The 16,084-nt window shown below is 64.4% G+C and carries 15 protein-coding genes and 1 tRNA gene; 14 read left to right on the top strand and 2 right to left on the bottom strand.

What is annotated here, in order from left to right; all coding sequences use genetic code 11:
- The first annotated feature begins 21 nt into the window (after positions 1 to 21).
- From dusA to parC, 14 genes are all read left to right on the top strand, one after another.
- Positions 22 to 1,002 carry a tRNA dihydrouridine(20/20a) synthase DusA gene (gene dusA / locus ACDC66_RS08795; protein ID WP_376696334.1) on the top strand — a complete coding sequence of 327 codons (981 nt, stop codon included), beginning with the start codon at positions 22 to 24 and terminating at the stop codon, positions 1,000 to 1,002.
- A gap of 73 nt (positions 1,003 to 1,075) precedes the next feature.
- On the top strand, positions 1,076 to 1,993 hold the full coding sequence (locus ACDC66_RS08800) for an arginine deiminase-related protein (protein WP_376696335.1): 918 nt from the start codon (positions 1,076 to 1,078) through the stop codon (positions 1,991 to 1,993).
- 159 nt (positions 1,994 to 2,152) lie between these two features.
- Positions 2,153 to 2,386 carry a PepSY domain-containing protein gene (locus ACDC66_RS08805; RefSeq protein ID WP_376696336.1) on the top strand — a complete coding sequence of 78 codons (234 nt, stop codon included), beginning with the start codon at positions 2,153 to 2,155 and terminating at the stop codon, positions 2,384 to 2,386.
- Positions 2,387 to 3,064, top strand: a complete 678-nt coding sequence (locus ACDC66_RS08810; RefSeq protein ID WP_376696337.1) for a response regulator transcription factor — start codon at positions 2,387 to 2,389, stop codon at positions 3,062 to 3,064. It begins immediately after the preceding gene.
- Positions 3,065 to 3,073: 9 nt separating this feature from the next.
- The gene (locus ACDC66_RS08815) at positions 3,074 to 4,438 is read left to right on the top strand and encodes an ATP-binding protein (RefSeq protein WP_376696338.1); all 1,365 of its coding nucleotides are present in this window, start codon (positions 3,074 to 3,076) and stop codon (positions 4,436 to 4,438) included.
- The gene (gene mazG / locus ACDC66_RS08820; RefSeq protein WP_376696339.1) at positions 4,435 to 5,238 is read left to right on the top strand and encodes a nucleoside triphosphate pyrophosphohydrolase; all 804 of its coding nucleotides are present in this window, start codon (positions 4,435 to 4,437) and stop codon (positions 5,236 to 5,238) included. Before ACDC66_RS08815 ends, mazG begins: the two co-directional genes overlap by 4 nt.
- An 80-nt stretch (positions 5,239 to 5,318) precedes the next feature.
- Positions 5,319 to 7,994 carry a bifunctional acetate--CoA ligase family protein/GNAT family N-acetyltransferase gene (locus ACDC66_RS08825; protein ID WP_376696340.1) on the top strand — a complete coding sequence of 892 codons (2,676 nt, stop codon included), beginning with the start codon at positions 5,319 to 5,321 and terminating at the stop codon, positions 7,992 to 7,994.
- 2 nt (positions 7,995 to 7,996) lie between these two features.
- Complete coding sequence (locus ACDC66_RS08830; RefSeq protein ID WP_376696341.1) at positions 7,997 to 8,377, top strand: hypothetical protein; 381 nt, start codon at positions 7,997 to 7,999, stop codon at positions 8,375 to 8,377.
- A gap of 41 nt (positions 8,378 to 8,418) precedes the next feature.
- Positions 8,419 to 8,493 (top strand) — tRNA-Lys (locus ACDC66_RS08835).
- Positions 8,460 to 9,155 (top strand): tRNA (guanine(46)-N(7))-methyltransferase TrmB, encoded by a 696-nt coding sequence (gene trmB / locus ACDC66_RS08840; protein ID WP_376696342.1) that lies wholly within the window; start codon positions 8,460 to 8,462, stop codon positions 9,153 to 9,155. The genes ACDC66_RS08835 and trmB overlap by 34 nt, the downstream gene beginning before the upstream one ends.
- A 4-nt stretch (positions 9,156 to 9,159) precedes the next feature.
- Positions 9,160 to 9,960 carry a class I SAM-dependent methyltransferase gene (locus tag ACDC66_RS08845; RefSeq protein WP_376696343.1) on the top strand — a complete coding sequence of 267 codons (801 nt, stop codon included), beginning with the start codon at positions 9,160 to 9,162 and terminating at the stop codon, positions 9,958 to 9,960.
- Positions 9,961 to 10,247: 287 nt separating this feature from the next.
- Positions 10,248 to 11,330, top strand: coding sequence for a helix-turn-helix domain-containing protein (locus ACDC66_RS08850; protein WP_376696344.1), 1,083 nt, complete (start codon positions 10,248 to 10,250; stop codon positions 11,328 to 11,330).
- Between the two features lie 90 nt (positions 11,331 to 11,420).
- A complete protein-coding gene (locus tag ACDC66_RS08855; protein ID WP_376696345.1) occupies positions 11,421 to 11,978 on the top strand; it encodes a BLUF domain-containing protein in 558 nt (185 codons plus the stop codon).
- 42 nt (positions 11,979 to 12,020) lie between these two features.
- The gene (parC, locus tag ACDC66_RS08860) at positions 12,021 to 14,270 is read left to right on the top strand and encodes a DNA topoisomerase IV subunit A (protein ID WP_376696346.1); all 2,250 of its coding nucleotides are present in this window, start codon (positions 12,021 to 12,023) and stop codon (positions 14,268 to 14,270) included.
- A gap of 12 nt (positions 14,271 to 14,282) precedes the next feature.
- Here parC and ACDC66_RS08865 read toward each other — a convergent pair whose 3' ends face one another.
- Positions 14,283 to 15,131, bottom strand: coding sequence for a DUF6279 family lipoprotein (locus ACDC66_RS08865; RefSeq protein ID WP_376696347.1), 849 nt, complete (start codon positions 15,129 to 15,131; stop codon positions 14,283 to 14,285).
- A gap of 53 nt (positions 15,132 to 15,184) precedes the next feature.
- Positions 15,185 to 16,051, bottom strand: coding sequence for a DUF3014 domain-containing protein (locus ACDC66_RS08870; RefSeq protein ID WP_376696348.1), 867 nt, complete (start codon positions 16,049 to 16,051; stop codon positions 15,185 to 15,187).
- Positions 16,052 to 16,084 lie beyond the last annotated feature (33 nt).

The following is a 16,084-nucleotide window of genomic DNA, read 5'->3' on the forward strand; positions in this document are numbered from 1 at the left end:
CCTCCTGAATGATCTCGCCCGATGTTGCACCCGGACACCCTCAGCGTTGCCCCGATGATGGACTGGACCGACCGTCACTGCCGGTACTTCCACCGTCTGCTGGCGCCGCGGGCCTTGCTGTATACGGAGATGGTCACGACCGGAGCAGTCATTCACGGCGACCGCGAGCGGCTGCTGGGTTTCGACCCGGCCGAGCATCCTGTGGCACTGCAGCTGGGCGGCAGCGACCCGGACGAACTGTCCCGGGCGGCGCACATTGGTGCCGGGTTCGGTTACGACGAGATCAATCTCAACGTCGGCTGTCCTTCCGATCGGGTCCAGAAGGGCCGTTTCGGCGCCTGCCTGATGAAGGAGCCCGGCCTGGTACGCGACTGCCTCGCGGCCATGCGCGAAGCCGTCGATATCCCGGTGACGGTCAAAACGCGCATCGGCGTCGATGAGTACGAAGACGAGGGATTCCTGTTCGATTTTGTCGACACAGTCGTTGCAAGCGGCATCGACACGGTGATCGTGCACGCGCGCAAGGCCTGGCTTTCGGGATTGAGCCCGAAAGAGAATCGCGAGATTCCGCCGCTGGTCCACGAACGCGTGCATGCGCTCAAGGCGCGCAATCCCGAATTGAACATCATGATCAACGGCGGCATTACCGAAATTGCCGATGCACTCGAGCATCTCGAGCACGTCGACGGCGTCATGCTCGGCCGAGCCGCTTACCAGAATCCGTGGATTCTGGCCGAACTCAGTCGCGAACTGGGCTGGCCCGCGGCGCACTCCCGCCAGGCCGTGGTCGAGGCCATGGTTGATTACGCCGGCCGGCATATCGAGGCGGGCGGCCGTCTCAACCACGTCGCGCGGCACATGCTCGGCCTGTTCCACGGCCAGCCCGGCGCCCGGCACTGGCGTCGCCACCTGAGCCAGAAAATGCATCTCGACGGTGCCCCGGCCCAACTGCTTCTCGAGGCGATGAATGCCCCGGCCGGCAAGTGCGCTGTGGCGGGTTGAGTCGAACGCCTTGACCCATCGCCATCGGGGCCGCATATTGTGCAGCCTCTCAAGGCCCAGCGGAGTTTTCCAGGTGATCGTTCGTACCCCGGCAGAATTCAGAAAACAGATCGAGGGCGGCTGGCTCATCGCCGACGGCCCGGCCGTGCCGCGCGCGGTGTTTCTGGTCGAGCCCAGCGGTTTTCGATTGTCCGAGCAGACGGCAAGAGACAACGAGTACATGGATCTCGAAGTCGAGGTCGACCCCGAACGCGCCCTGGATCAGCATCGTCAGCTCAGCGAGCGGATCGCAGCCTGCGGTATTCCGCTGGTGCGCTTTCCCGGCAAGCCGGAAACGCCCGACGACGTGTTTCCCAACAACGTCTTTGCCACGGCACCGGGACGCTTCATCATCGGCGCCATGCTGCACCCGGAACGTCAGTGCGAGGCCGATCGCGCCGACATCTGTACGTTCTTTAGCGACCTGATGCACTACGAGACGATCGATCTGTCGGGTCAGGACCTTGTGGCCGAGCTGACCGGCGCCCTGGTACTCGACCGTGCGCGGCGTATCGGCTTCTGCGGCCTGACCCAGCGCGCCGACGAGGCCGGCTGCGAAGCCATGAACGGGGCATTCGATCTGGGCCTGACCTTCCAGTTCGAGCTCAACGAGCACGAGTACCACACCAATGTCGTCATGGCCGTGCTCGCCTCGCGCGCGCTCATCATCTGTCCCGACGCCTTCGTTGACCCCGAGGTACCGAAAGCCATCGCCGAGGCCTTTCCCGGCCATGTGCTCGAGATCACGACCGAGGAGAAGGAAGCCTTCGCCGGCAACGTGATCGCCCTGAGCCTTGAAGACCTGTTCATGAGCCAGACCGCCGTCGACGCCCTGGCGCCGGAGAAATTGAAGAAGCTGGAAGAATGGGGTTTCACCGTGCACGGCATCGAGCTCGACGAGATCGAGAAGGCCGGCGGCAGCCTGCGCTGCTGTGTGGCAGAGATCTATTGACGGTTTCAGGTTTCAGGTTACAGGTTTCAGGAAACAATTGCCGGAACCCGGAACCCGGAACCCGGAACCCGGAACCCGGAACCCGGACCCGGATCCGGGGTTCAGCACCGATTAATCCCCCCGCGCTAGAATCGGACCGTCATTGACCGAAATACCACCATGCGCCGAATGCTCCGCCAACTCCTGATCGCGATCACACTGACTGCCGCGCTGGTCGTCTCGGCCTGGGCGGTCACGCTCGAGGAAGCGGCGCGGCGCGTGGCGCAGGAATACGACGCCAAGGTGGTCTCGGCGCACACGGTCGAGCGCGACGGCCGGCGCATCCACGTGATTCGCATCGTCACCGAAGACGGCGTGGTGCGCACGGTGCGGGTGCCGGCAGAGGGACACTAGATGCGCATACTCGTAGTCGAGGATGAAACCGAATTGCGCGAGCTGCTCGGCCGCGCGCTCAAGCGGCAGGGACACGCCGTGGATCTTGCCGCCGACGGCACCGAGGGATTGCATCTGGCCAGCGAGTATCCAATCGATCTGGCCATCGTCGACCTGGGCTTGCCGGGGAAGAGCGGCATGGATATCGTCCGGCATGTGCGCGAGCGCGAACTCAAGTATCCCGTCCTGATCCTGACCGCCCGCTCGGATTGGCAGGACAAGGTCGAAGCACTCGAGTCCGGCGCCGACGACTACGTGACCAAGCCGTTCCGCATCGAAGAGTTGATGGCGCGGGTCAACGCCCTGCTGAGGCGTTCGGCGGGTCACGCCGCGCCGGAAGTCCGCATCGGTCCCCTGGCCGTTAACCTTTCCAGCCAGCAAGTCAGCCTGCATGACGGGGCGATGGAGCTGACCACCTTCGAGTACAAGGTGCTCGAATACTTCATGCTGCATCCAGGCCAGGTGGTTTCGAAGATGGAGCTCAACGAGCATCTCTACGACGAGGATGCCGACCCCGACAGCAACGTCATCGAGGTGATCATCGGTCGGCTGCGCAAGAAGCTCGATCCGGAGGGTGAGTGGCAGCCCATCGAGACCCTGCGCGGGCGTGGCTACCGCTTTCGCCAGGCTGACGACTGAGCCGCCGGCGTGGCTGAACGCGCGGCCCGCTCGCCCTCCCTGCTGCTTCGCCTGCTCGTCGGCGCCGGGCTGGCCCTACTGATCGCCCTGGCCGTCGTGGGCGGCGCCATCGACCGGGTGTTCACGAACGCTGCCGAGTCCAGCATGCGTGAACGCCTCGAAGCGGTGGTTTACCTGATCCTGTCGACCGTCGAAGTCGATGAGACCGGCCAGCCCTTGATCCCCGAATCGCTTGCCGAGCCGCGCCTCAACCGGCCCGGATCGAGCCTGCACGGCGGTGCGATGACACCCGAGGACGAGTGGCGCTCGCCCTCGCTGGTCGGTGTCGAGCCGCAACCCAATGCGCGACTGATCGAGCGCGGCACCGAGTTGTTCCGCGGCCTGGAAGCCGACGGCAACTGGAACGTGTTCGCCATCGGCCTGGGCTGGGAGCTCCCGGACGGGGAGATCATTGACCTGACCATTTGGGCGGCTGAGGATCCCAATCGTATTCGGATGGAGCTGGCCGGTTTTCGCGGTGACCTGTGGCGCTGGCTGGGCCTGGCGGCGGTCCTGATCATCGCCGGCCAGGTCGGACTGCTGCTGATGATTCTCAGGCCGTTGCGGCGTGTCTCGGCCGAGGTGGCGGAGATCGAGTCGGGTCGGCGCCAGGGGATCGAGGGACGCTATCCGCGCGAGCTGAGCCCGCTGACCGACAACCTCAATGCCCTGCTGGCGGCCGAGCGCGACAACGCCCGTCGTTACTCCGAGGCGCTGGCCGATCTGGCGCATGTGCTCAAGACGCCGGTGGCGGTATTGCGCGCCCGGCTCGAATCCAGCGAACCGTCCCGGCCGTCCGACCTGGCCCGCCATCTCGATGAGATGCAGCAGATCATCCGTCGTCAGCTCGAGCGGGCGCAACGCTCCACGCGTCGCGCCCTGCCGGCAGCGGTGCCGGTGCAACCGATCCTCGAGCGCATGGCCGACTCGCTCGAGCGGCTGCACGTCGAAAACGGCCTGCGCGCGGAGGTCGTCGGCGAGGCCGGGCTGGTCGCCCACATGGACGAGCGCGACCTGTGGGAAGTCTGCGGCAACTTGATGGAGAATGCCGCGAAATACGGGAACGGCCGCCTGAGGGCGTCCGTCCGGGCCGGCGAACCCGGACTGCGACGCAATGGTGTGATCATCGAGATCGAGGACGACGGCCCCGGAATCGCGCCCGAGGAGCTCGATCGACTGTTCGAGCGCGGCCAGCGCGGCGATGAACGACGCGACGGTCAGGGCCTGGGGCTTTCGATCGTGCGCGAGCTGGTCGAGGCGAGCGGTGGCCGTCTCGAGGTCGACACGGGTGAATTCGACGGCGCGCGGTTTCGGGTTATCCTTCCGCCACGATGACCGACCGAAACGCTATCGACCGGCTGACCGATATCATGGCGCGGTTGCGCGATCCCGAGCGCGGCTGCCCCTGGGACGTCGAGCAGACCTTCCGCACCATTGCGCCCTACACCGTTGAAGAAGCTCACGAAGTGGCCGACGCCATCGAGCGCGCGGATTTCGAGGATCTGCGCGATGAACTCGGCGACCTGCTCTTCCAGGTGGTCTTCCACGCTCGCATGGCCGAGGAGCAATCGCTGTTCGGCTTCGACGACGTCGTCGAGGCCATCTCCGACAAACTGGTGCGTCGCCACCCGCACGTGTTCGGCGATGCGTCCTTCAACAATGTCGAAGAGCAGACCGCCAACTGGGAAGACATCAAGGCCGCCGAGCGCGCCGAAAAGGGTCAGGCCGACGAGAGCCTGCTTGACGGTGTCTCGCGCGGGCTGCCCGCCCTGCGCCGGGCGGTGAAGCTGCAAAAACGTGCCGCCCGCGTTGGCTTCGACTGGCCCGATCCCGATCCCATTTTCGACAAGCTGCGAGAAGAAGCCGAGGAACTGCGGGCCGCGCTCGCGAACGAGGACGTGGACAACATCGAGGAGGAAATCGGCGACCTGCTGTTTGTCATCACCAACCTGGCGCGCAAACTTGATGTCGACCCCGGTGCTGCTTTGCGGCGCTGCAACCACAAGTTCGAACGCCGATTCCGGACGATGGAAGAGATGGCGCGCGACCGCGCGATCGATCTTGCCGATCTCGACCATGATGAACTCGAAGCCGTCTACGAGGCCGCCAAGGCCCGTCTGGGGGAGCGCAGCTGAGACACCCGCCTTGATCAGGGCTTTTTCAACCGGCGTGCTAATCTGCCGCTGCGACACCAATTCCTGCCAGGGAGCCGGGAATGTCCATTCGCCATCTCGACCGGATGTTCAAGCCGCGATCGATCGCGGTTTTCGGCGCCTCGGACCGTCCGGGCAGTGTCGGCCGGGCGGTGTTTAACAACCTGGTCGACGGGGATTTCGAAGGCAGCCTCTTCCCGATCAATCTCCGCCACCGCGAAGTGGCCGGCCGCAAAGTCTATCGCAAGGCGAAGGACCTGCCCGAGGTGCCCGACCTTGGCGTGATCTGCACGCCACCGGAGACGGCGCCGGGCATCATCGAGGATCTGGGCGTTCTCGGGACGCGCGCGGCGGTGGTGGTCACCGCCGGCTTCGACGAAGCCGGTGAAGACAGCGGCCGCGACCTCAAGGGCGAATTGCTCGAAAACGCCGGTCGCCACGGCCTGCGCTTTCTCGGCCCCAACTGCGTCGGCCTGATGGTGCCGGGCCATGGCCTCAATGCCAGCTTTGCGCCGGGCAAGCCCTTGCCGGGACGGATCGCTTTCCTCACGCAGTCCGGTGCGTTGGCGACCACGGTGCTCGACTGGGCGGCCGAGCGCGACATCGGATTTTCCGCATTCGTGTCCCTGGGCAACTGCCTGGACGTCGATGTCGGCGACGTGATCGACTACCTCGGCTCGGACGGGCACACGCGCTCGATTCTTCTCTACATGGAAGCCCTGGGCGACGGGCGGAAGTTCATGTCGGCCGCGCGCGCGGCCTCGAGAAACAAACCACTGGTGGTGGTCAAGTCCGGCCGCGCGCCGGAGGGCGCGAGGGCGGCGGCCTCTCACACCGGGGCGCTGGCCGGTCGCGACGAAGTGTATGCCGCGGCCATTCGCCGAGCCGGCGCGCTGCGTGTCTACGGTATCGACGACCTGTTCCGGGCTGCTGAATTCCTGGCCCGGGTACCGCCGCAAGAAGGCAATCGCCTGGCCATCCTCACCAACGGCGGTGGGCCGGGCATCCTGGCAACCGACGAGCTCGTGCTCAAGGGGGGAACGTTGGCCGAGTTGGAGGAGGCCACCGTAGAGCAGCTCGACGGCGTTCTCCCGCGCAACTGGTCGCGTGGCAACCCGGTCGACATCATCGGCGACGCCTCGGGCGAGCGCTACGGGAAGGCGCTGGAGATTCTCGTCGGGGCCGATGAAGTCGATGCTGTGCTGATCGTGCACGCGCCCACGGCGCTGGCCGGAAGCCGTGCCGTTGCCGCGGAGCTGGCCCCGATCGCTGCCGCTGCGTCGAAGCCCGTCTTCGGCTGCTGGCTCGGTGGTGCTTCCGCGCGCGAAGCCTACGAGGAATTCGCGGCCGCCGACCTGCCCGGTTTCCTGTCGCCGGACGATGCCATTGCCGCCTTCCTGGCTCTGCAGGAATACCGCGCCAACCAGGTCGCGCTGATGGAGATTCCATCGGAGATGCCCACATCGGCGCGCATGGATCCCGACTCGGTTTCGGTGATCCTCGAGCGTGCCTATCGCGAGCGCCGAACCTGGCTGAGCGAGGTGGAGGCCAAGTGCCTGCTTTCAGCCTACGGGATTCCCGCGGTCGAAACCCGTCGTGCGGAGTCGTCTGAAGAAGCCGCCCGCCTGGCCGCCGAGATCGGTTTTCCGGTGGCGCTGAAGGTGATTTCGGCCGACATTACGCACAAATCCGATGTCGGTGGCGTGATGCTCGACCTCGAATCCGAGCAGGCCGTGCAAGAGGCCGCCGAGGGCATCGCCCGCCGCGTCGAGCGTCTCGCTCATGCGAAGCTGGAGGGGTTTTCGGTGCAGCAGATGGTGCGCCGTGCCGACAGCGTGGAGTTGATTATCGGCGCCAGTACCGATCCGGTTTTCGGCCCTGTCATGCTCTTCGGTAGCGGCGGCACGGCGGTAGAGGTTGTCGGCGACACCGTTGTGGGCCTGCCGCCACTGAATATGAGCCTGGCACGGCAGATGGTGGACCGAACGCGGGTGGCGAAGCTGTTGGCCGGCTATCGCAACCGCCCGGCGGCCCGTGCCGACCTGGTCTGCGATGTGCTGGTACGTGCAGCGCGTTTGATGACCGACCTCGAAGGGATCGAGTCCATCGATATCAACCCGCTGTTGGCCGACGACGAGGGCGTGGTGGCCGTGGATGCGCGCGTCGAACTGAGAAGTGCCGGCGCAGGGCCGCGCAAGCGACCGGCGATCGCGCCGTATCCCACGCACCTGGTCGAGAATGTCCCCTTCGGCGACGGCGAAATAACGATTCGGCCCATCCGCCCCGAGGACGAGCCGGCCCATCGCGATTTCTTCTACAGCCTGGAAGCCGAGGACGTCCGCTTCCGCTTTTTCGGCGTCATCCGGGAACCACAGCACTCCCAGCTGGCCCGTTTTACACAGATCGACTATGAGCGCGAAATGGCCTTCATTGCCGTCGACGACGACGGGCGCACCCTGGGCGTCGCACGCATTGCCCTGGATTCTCTGGGGCACCGGGCCGAGTTCGCCGTTGTCGTACGTTCGAATATCAAGGGGCGCGGCCTTGGACGCATACTCCTCTCGCGCCTGATTCGCCATTGTCGCGAGACCGGCGTCGAAGAAGTGGTCGGGCAAGTGCTGCAGCAGAATACCCGCATGCTCGCTCTGGCGCGCGATCTCGGGTTTCGCATCGAAGCCGCCGACGATGACGGCATTCACGATGTCATACTGGATTTGGCACAAGATAATGAGGATTGAACATGCCTGGACGGTGGATCGTCGGCCTGCTGCTGTCGTTGATGTTGTCCATGACAGCGGCTCTGGGCCAGGAAAGCGTCGTCGGCGAGGTCGAAAGCGTCCAGCTGGTGGATGCCTCGCAGCTTGGCGGCGGTGATCAACTGGTGCTGGTGCTGCAGGAAGGGCAGGGGTTTCGCCTGCCGGGACAGCGCAGCCTGGCGGTCGGTGCGGGCGTGCGCGTATCGGTGACGTATCGCTCGAGCGTCGAGGGCGGGGAAATGCCCGAGGCATGCAGCGTGCGCGTGCTGGCAGTTCCGATCGAACACGAGGGAGAGGCGGTGATGCAGGAGGCCGAGCGACCCTTCGAGGTCTATCGCAACGAATCGGCCGAATCAGAGTGTTGAGCGGCGGCCGCTGCGGGGGTATCATACGCGGCTTGATTTTCGGGCCGTTAGCTCAATGGTAGAGCAGTAGGCTTTTAACCTATTGGTTGAAGGTTCGAGTCCTTCACGGCCCACCATTTCCCTGCCGCCCATGGCGCAATCGCGCATCCCGCAGTCCTCGCAGACCGGGCCGCACCTGCGGCTCGAGGAAACGGTGCTGCGTCACCTGCGCCATGCCTGGCGATCGCCGGTCCACGACTACAGCCGCCGTGCCTTTGCGGAACTGGCTGAATCGATGGATTTCGGGCGCCCGATGGTGCTGGACTCGGGTTGCGGCACCGGTGCCTCGACTGTCGCACTGGCGCGACGGCATCCCGACTGCCTGGTCGTGGGCATCGACAAGAGCATGGTCCGGTTGTCGAAGGCACCCGAATTGCCGGCCAATGCCCGCCTGGTCCGAGCCGACTTGGCCGATATCTGGCGATTGATGGCCGAAGCGGGCCTCGAGCCGGCCCACCATTACCTGCTCTATCCCAACCCCTGGCCCAAGCCGGCGCATCTCAAGCGCCGCTGGCACGGTCATCCGGCGTTTCCGACGCTGCTTGCCCTGGGCGGTCGGCTGGAGCTTCGCAGCAACTTCGATCTGTATGTCGACGAATTCGCCCGGGCGCTGGCGCTGGCCGGAGTCGTCGACGTGAAAGTGGTATCTTTCCGGTCTGACGATCCAATCAGCCCGTTCGAACGCAAGTACCTGCTCAGCGGGCACCGATTGTTCCAACTCACCGCACAACTGGAGTGACACCATGAAAGCACTGCGCACAAGCGGTCTTGCGATCTCGGCCCTGATGCTGGTCGCGCCGGCCCTGGCCGACGAAAAGCTCAAAAGCATCATTGAAAGCGATGATCGCCCGGCGGCCGAGGCCGAACGGGACCAGTACCGCAATCCCTACGAGACGTTGACCTTCTTCGGTATCGAGCCGGACATGACGGTGGTGGAAATCTCGCCCGGCAGCGGCTGGTACACCGAGATTCTCGGGCCCTACCTGGCCGGGGAGGGGCAGCTCGTGGCCGCCCACTGGAACATGGAGCAGGAAGAACTCCCCGGCTACTACGAACCGGGCATGGCGACCTACAAGGAGCGCATTTCTGCCGAGCGCTTCGGCGAGGTGGAAATCATCGCCTTCGACCCGCCAGAAATGCTGGATCTGGGCGAGCCCGGCTCGGCCGACATGGTGCTGACTTTCCGCAACGTACACAGCTACGCCGGAGACGACACGTTCCGCGACGTGGCCGGGGCCGCCTTCGAGGTGCTCAAGCCCGGCGGTGTGTTCGGCGTGGTCGGCCATCGCCTGCCCGAAGACGGTGAGCAGGATCCGGGCACCGGCTACGTCAAGCAGAGCTGGGTGGTCGGAATCGCCGAATCCTCCGGCTTCGTTCTCGAGGAAGCCTCCGAGACCAACGCCAACCCGGACGACACCGCTGATCATCCCAATGGTGTCTGGACGCTCCCGCCGAGCCTGCGCGTGCCCGAGGGCGAGGACGAAGAAAAGTACCGCGAAATCGGCGAAAGCGATCGCTTCACCCTCAAGTTCGTCAAGCGTTAATTAGCTCGCTGCGCGAGCTAATTAACGTCCCGGCCGCAGCAAAGCGGAGGGCCGGGACCTTCCCGGAGAGGCAACGCGGCCGATCGAAACCGGCCGAAGCGCAGCGGAGAGCCGGGACCTCCTTCACGCGGCAATGCGATCAGTCGGAGTCACCGGACGGGGCACGGCCCCGATCCGGAATCCCTATGCAACCGCTCGCCGTGCGGGACCCCGGCTCAAGGCCGGGATGACGGAAGGGAGCGTGCTAGTCTTTGACCCATTGCGAGCTGCAATCGGAGTCAAGCGCCATGAACATTCTTCCCGTCCTGACCCTGGATGAAGCGGCCGCGCTGCTTCGCGTTTCAACCGCCGATATCGAAGCCGAAATTGTCGCCGGCCGGTTGGCAGATGTAGGCGTCGGGCGCCGCCGGCGCATTCTCAGGCACGACCTCGATCGTTTTATCCGCCGCCAGGGCAGTCGGGGTCTGCACGGCAGGCTTGGCTGGCCGGTACTTGCCGTGACATTCCTGTTTGCCGGGGGACTGGCCTGGGCCGTGTCGGATTTCCCTTTCCCGCAGTGGGCCCATGTCGAGATCGAGCCGCAGGCGGCGCTGTTTGTCGACGATCAGGCCGACGGCAGCGCCGACCCGGAACATTTCATGCCGGTCAATTCGCCGCTGGACTATCGTCGATACAACGACGCACCGAACCCCGGTGATACCGGCTACACCCACACGCTGATGAGCTTGCAGCAGCACAACGACGTGCCGGCAGGGACCAAGTCCTATCCTCTGGCCTTCTTCGTCAATCTCGATACCAACCATGATCGCGGCGATGGAGTCGCCAGCATCGTCAACCTGCGCAAGCGCGGCTCGGGCTGGTCCGCCGCTTATCACGCCGACGTGTTTGCCTACGGCTCGGGCGCCGCTATTGGCAGCAGCATCGAGACTTACGATATCGGAGACGAGCGCTCCTACCTGATCGGTCTCAATGTCCAGAACAAGGCCCATGTGGGCAATGCCGGGCTGCAGGTGCAAACCGGCCCCCTTCCCGAGGAACACGACTGGTGGGAACCGGGCATGGATGGCAGCTGGATGGCCGGCCTGCGTCTGGCCGGGCAGCCGGGGGCCGGGTACTACGACACCGGCATCGAGTTCGATCGACACACGCACGGTCGTAGGGGGCTCTGGATGCGAGGCCAGTTCGATGTTGGCCTCGATTTGGGCACCAATTCCATTCGCATGGCCGGCGGGACGCCGCTGGAACTGGACGGTGGGGCAGGAGTGGCACTGCGGCACAACCCCAACTTGAACCGGATCGAGTTCTTGCAGGACGGGAACGTCATCGCCTGGCTGGATGCGGCCGCACGCGGCGTCAACCTGGCCGATTGAATCCGTCATCCGGGTTCACTCACATTCCGGTGACTCATTGGTTCGTAAGCTGTGCAACCGATGAAAATCACCAGAGACAGAGAGATGCCCATGTCGGAACTGATCGAGCTCGTCTACGCCAGCCGTTCCAATGTCGCCCGCAACAAGGGGTCCCTTGGTGTCGAGCCGGAGGTGGGCCGCATCCTGACCCAGTCGCGCCGCAATAACGAACCCAGGAATATCGGCGGCGTACTGTGCTTCGGCAACGACATCTTCTTCCAGTGCCTGGAAGGCGAGCGCGAACACGTCGAGAAGCTCTACAACAAGCTCCACGACGATCCGCGTCACCGCGACGTCACGCTGCTTCGCAAGCGTCCGGTCGAGAGCCGCCGCTTCAAGCTCTGGGCCATGAAATACCTTACGCTCGACCGCACCCTGCGCGACCGGCTCCAGCGCCGAGGTCACAAGGAGTTTGACCCGTTCAGCTTCGAGGAGGAGACGATCGACGAGGTGCTCGATCTGCTCAAGCAATCCACTGAGGCACCCATTCCGCCAGGTGATCGGCCCATGCCGGAGCCACCGGGCGATAATTCGCAACTTAAGGTCTATACGATCGCAGCTGCCGCCGTGCTGGTCACGTTTGGCGTGATTGCCTGGATGTTGCTCTGACGGTGTAGCAACGCGCTCGCTCATCGGCGACAATTCGTCGCCATGAGCGAAATCAAACCCGTTTCCGGCGACTTCGAACAGCAACCCCTGCGCACCTACGCCGAGCGCGCCTACCTCGACTACGCCATGTACGTGGTGCTCGACCGCGCCCTGCCCAACGTGTGCGACGGTCTAAAGCCCGTGCAGCGGCGCATCGTCTACGCCATGAGCGAGCTGGGGCTTTCGGCCGCGTCCAAGCACAAGAAATCCGCCCGTACGGTCGGGGACGTGATCGGCAAGTTCCACCCGCACGGCGACTCCGCCTGCTACGAGGCCATGGTGCTGATGGCCCAGCCCTTCTCCTACCGCTATCCGCTGGTCGACGGGCAGGGCAATTTCGGCTCGCCCGACGATCCCAAGTCCTTCGCGGCCATGCGCTACACCGAGTCGCGCCTGGCGCCGTACGCGAAAACCCTTTTGGCCGAATTGGGGCAGGGCACGGTCGAATGGGTGCCCAACTTCGACGGTACGCTGAAAGAGCCCAAGCTGCTGCCTGCACGCTTGCCCAATGTGCTGCTCAACGGTGGCCAGGGTATTGCCGTGGGCATGGCCACGGATATTCCCCCGCACAACCTCAACGAGGTGGTTTCAGCCTGCATCCGATTGCTCGAAGCGCCGAAGAAGACCAGCGTGGCCGAGCTGTGTGAGCACATTCCCGCCCCCGACTTTCCCGGCGGTCCGGAGATCGTCAGTTCCCGGGAAGATCTGATCGCCCTCTACGAGACCGGCTCCGGTGGTATCCGTCAGCGCGCCAAGTGGGAGAAGGAGGGCGAGGAAATCATCGTCACGGCACTCCCGCACCAGGTTTCGCCGGCGAAGGTGCTCGAGCAGATTGCCGGCCAGATGCAGGCCAAGAAACTGCCCTGGGTGACCGACTTGCGTGACGAGTCGGACCATGAGCATCCCACGCGCCTGGTCATCGTGCCGCGCTCGAACCGTGTGGACGTCGAGCAGCTGATGGGCCATCTGTTCGCGACCACAGACCTGGAAAAGAGCGCGCGCATGAATCTCAACGTGATCGGCCTCGATGGTCGGCCCGGCGTGCGCAACCTCAAGGAGCTGCTGATCGAGTGGCTGGGGTTCCGCCGCCGGACCGTCACCCGGCGCCTGGAGTATCGCCTCGACCAGGTGGTCGATCGCCTGCATATCCTCGAGGGCCTGTTGATCGCCTACCTCAATATCGACGAGGTCATCCATATCATCCGCACCGAGGATGAGCCCAAGCCCGTTCTGATGGAGCGATTCGGCCTGACCGGTACCCAGGCCGAGGCGATTCTCGAACTCAAGCTGCGCAACCTGGCCAAGCTCGAGGAAATGAAGATCCAGGGTGAAAAGGACAAGCTCGAGGACGAGCGCAAGCAGATCGAGGCCATTCTGGAATCGCCGAAGAAGCTCACCCGCCTGATCCGGGACGAACTGCTCGAAGACGCCGAGGCCTACGGCGACGAGCGCCGTTCGCAGATCGTCGAACGCGCCGCCGCCCAGGCCCTGAAGGAGACCGACCTGGTGCCGTCCGAGCCGGTGACCGTGGTGCTGAGTGACAACGGCTGGGTGCGCGCCGCCAAGGGTCACGACATCAAGCCCGAGGAACTCAACTACCGAGCCGGCGATGAATTCCTGGCCGCCGCGCGCGGCCGCAGCACGCAGACCGCCTGCTTCCTGGATTCCACCGGCCGCAGCTATTCATTGATCGCCCACGAGCTGCCCTCGGCCCGCAGCCTGGGCGAGCCGCTTACCGGCCGTTTCAGTCCCAAGCCCGACGCCGTCTTCCGCAGCCTGGCGATTGGCGCCCCCGAGGATCGCGTACTGCTGGCCTCGGATGCCGGCTACGGCTTCGTCACCCAGCTCGAGAACCTGCATACCCGCCAGAAGGCCGGCAAACAGATGCTCACCGTGCCGGCCGGGGCCGATGCGCTGCCGATTTCGCCGGTGGCCGACGACGAAGAGGCCGTTATCGTCTGCGCCACCACCGAGGGCTACCTGCTCGCCTACTACCTGTCCGAAGTCCCCGAGTTGTCCAAGGGCAAGGGCAACAAGCTCATCAATATCCCGCCCAAGGCGAAAAAGGCCGGCGAGAAGATGGCCGGCGCCATCGTCATCGCCGCCGGCGAAGACTGCCTGGTCTGGGCCGGGCAACGCTACCTGAGGCTAAGCTGGGCGGATACCGAAAACTACTGGGGCGAGCGCGCGCAGCGCGGCCGCAAGCTGCCCAGGGGCTTCCAGAAGGTCACGCGCCTGACGCTGGCCGAGTAAGTCTCCGCGGGATCAGCTTGAACAGCTGAGCTGCTCGAGGTCACTGGAAAAGTCGGTCAGGTTGTTTCGCAGCCGCTGGATCTGGCGATCGGGCGCCATGCCGTGAATGTCGGCCATGGTCTCGATGGTGTGGGCCCGGTTGTATTCGCGTTGTTGCTCGAGCGCCTCGGTGACAAATAGATCGGGCTGCAGAAGTGCCGCCATGGCGGCTTCGAAGCGTTCGCGATCCTGGCGCAACAGCATTACCCGCTGAAACTCGGCTTGCCACTTCAGCCGCTGCTCGAGTGCCATCCCGGTCGTGTCATGAAGCCTGGCCGCCCAGGACCTCAGTCGCTCGCGTTGTTCGTCGGTCAGGCGGCCGGAAAATCGGCGTATGCCTTTCTCCATGCCTTCGACCCGTTTTTCGGCTGAGTGGTCATCGGCGTAGGCCTCGGCCTCCTCGGCCAGTTCCAGATTGCGCTGCTCGAAGCTGGCCACGAGTTCTGCGACCTGCTTGTCATCGAGACTGGCGAGCAGTTCGATCAGTGAGGGGCGCACCCGCTGGAGTAGTCGCCGCCCGAAATCCGAGACTTGTTCCCCGTAGCTTTCGATCGTCCTCTCGTCGACGCGGCCGGCGCGCACATCGGCGTCGACCTGCCGCAGAAAAGCGGCGTAGTCGGGGAGTTCGCTGGCGCAATGCCAGGCCAGGTTGGCTTCGATCGAATCGCGTAGTTCACGTTCCTGCACGCTGGTCAGGCTGACCCGGTCGTTGACCCAGCGCATCACCAGCCAGTCGGCGTTGTTGTAGGCCGTCTTGACGCCGCAGCCGGTGAGCAGCCAGACCGCCAGCAGGAGCGTGAGAATTCGCAGACTTGAGCGCATGACTCGAAATTACCCTGAGTATTGCGAATGTTCTGTCAGCGCCGCCGTGGCAATCAGTCATCCGCTTCCCGACCGGGCTGGTCGGTGACCGCCTGCCGGAATGTCTCCAGCCAGGCTTTTACCCGCCGAGCATGATCTGGGCCCATGCGAAACAACAGTTTGCGTCCCCAGGTTTGTTCCTCGAGCGATTCGTCGGCGAAGTGCAGCCGGTTCTCGTAGGGCGTGACTTCAAACGGCAGTTCGACCTCCGGCGTGGCCAGCAGGTGATCGATGATGTCGATCAGGCGATCGTTGAAATAGGGTTCGGGTTCGCCCAATTCGTCCCAGGCTTGCTGGAACAGCGGATAGTAGCGAGTGTAGTTAGCCGCGGCCTCTTCAGGCGGAACGGCTTCGATGGCGGCGACCAGGTCTTCGTAGCGCGCGCTGTTGGCTTCGGTCCAGAGCAGCGTCTCGCCGTTGCCGGTCTCCTCGGTCAGCGGTTCATCATCGAGCGTTCTCACCGGGCGTGACTTGATTGCTGGTGCCTCGCCATCAAGGCTATTGATCAGGGAAACCCCGCGCGGAATGACGAACTCCGGCTTGATTCGCTGCCGGACGAACTCGTTGCCAAGCAAGCTCGCCAGTGTTTCGACCGCGGCCGTATCGCTGTCTGCCAGGTCCGGTAGCGGAGGCTTCGGTTCGGGCCTGGTTTCCGGTGAGGTATCGGACGCCTCCGGGGTGTCGCCTTCGGTGGTGTCGTCGGGCGTTGGGAGCCGCTCGGGCTCGGGTTCCGGCACCGGATAACGGGGCTCGGGCTGCTCGGGCACGGTCGGAAGGTTAACGTCGGGTTCCGGCACCATCCTCGCCTGCCGCTTCTGCTCCATCCACCAAAGCCCCACTACAAGGAGCACTACCACGATTACGCTGAGCAACCACCGCATGGCGACTTTCCTTTTGAGTTCTATGTATTGTGA

The organism is Wenzhouxiangella psychrophila (genome assembly GCF_042310375.1).
Lineage (GTDB): Bacteria > Pseudomonadota > Gammaproteobacteria > Xanthomonadales > Wenzhouxiangellaceae > Wenzhouxiangella.

Excerpts from the sequence above, each read along its gene's own strand:
- ACDC66_RS08855 (WP_376696345.1), top strand. The coding sequence starts at position 11,421 with ATGTCGGAACTGATCGAGCTCGTCTACGCCAGCCGTTCCAATGTCGCC.
- ACDC66_RS08845 (WP_376696343.1), top strand. The coding sequence starts at position 9,160 with ATGAAAGCACTGCGCACAAGCGGTCTTGCGATCTCGGCCCTGATGCTG.
- ACDC66_RS08825 (WP_376696340.1), top strand. The coding sequence starts at position 5,319 with ATGTCCATTCGCCATCTCGACCGGATGTTCAAGCCGCGATCGATCGCG.
- ACDC66_RS08850 (WP_376696344.1), top strand. The coding sequence starts at position 10,248 with ATGAACATTCTTCCCGTCCTGACCCTGGATGAAGCGGCCGCGCTGCTT.
- dusA (WP_376696334.1), top strand. The coding sequence starts at position 22 with ATGTTGCACCCGGACACCCTCAGCGTTGCCCCGATGATGGACTGGACC.
- ACDC66_RS08870 (WP_376696348.1), bottom strand. The coding sequence starts at position 16,051 with ATGCGGTGGTTGCTCAGCGTAATCGTGGTAGTGCTCCTTGTAGTGGGG.
- ACDC66_RS08865 (WP_376696347.1), bottom strand. The coding sequence starts at position 15,131 with ATGCGCTCAAGTCTGCGAATTCTCACGCTCCTGCTGGCGGTCTGGCTG.
- ACDC66_RS08805 (WP_376696336.1), top strand. The coding sequence starts at position 2,153 with ATGCGCCGAATGCTCCGCCAACTCCTGATCGCGATCACACTGACTGCC.
- parC (WP_376696346.1), top strand. The coding sequence starts at position 12,021 with ATGAGCGAAATCAAACCCGTTTCCGGCGACTTCGAACAGCAACCCCTG.
- mazG (WP_376696339.1), top strand. The coding sequence starts at position 4,435 with ATGACCGACCGAAACGCTATCGACCGGCTGACCGATATCATGGCGCGG.
- ACDC66_RS08810 (WP_376696337.1), top strand. The coding sequence starts at position 2,387 with ATGCGCATACTCGTAGTCGAGGATGAAACCGAATTGCGCGAGCTGCTC.
- ACDC66_RS08830 (WP_376696341.1), top strand. The coding sequence starts at position 7,997 with ATGCCTGGACGGTGGATCGTCGGCCTGCTGCTGTCGTTGATGTTGTCC.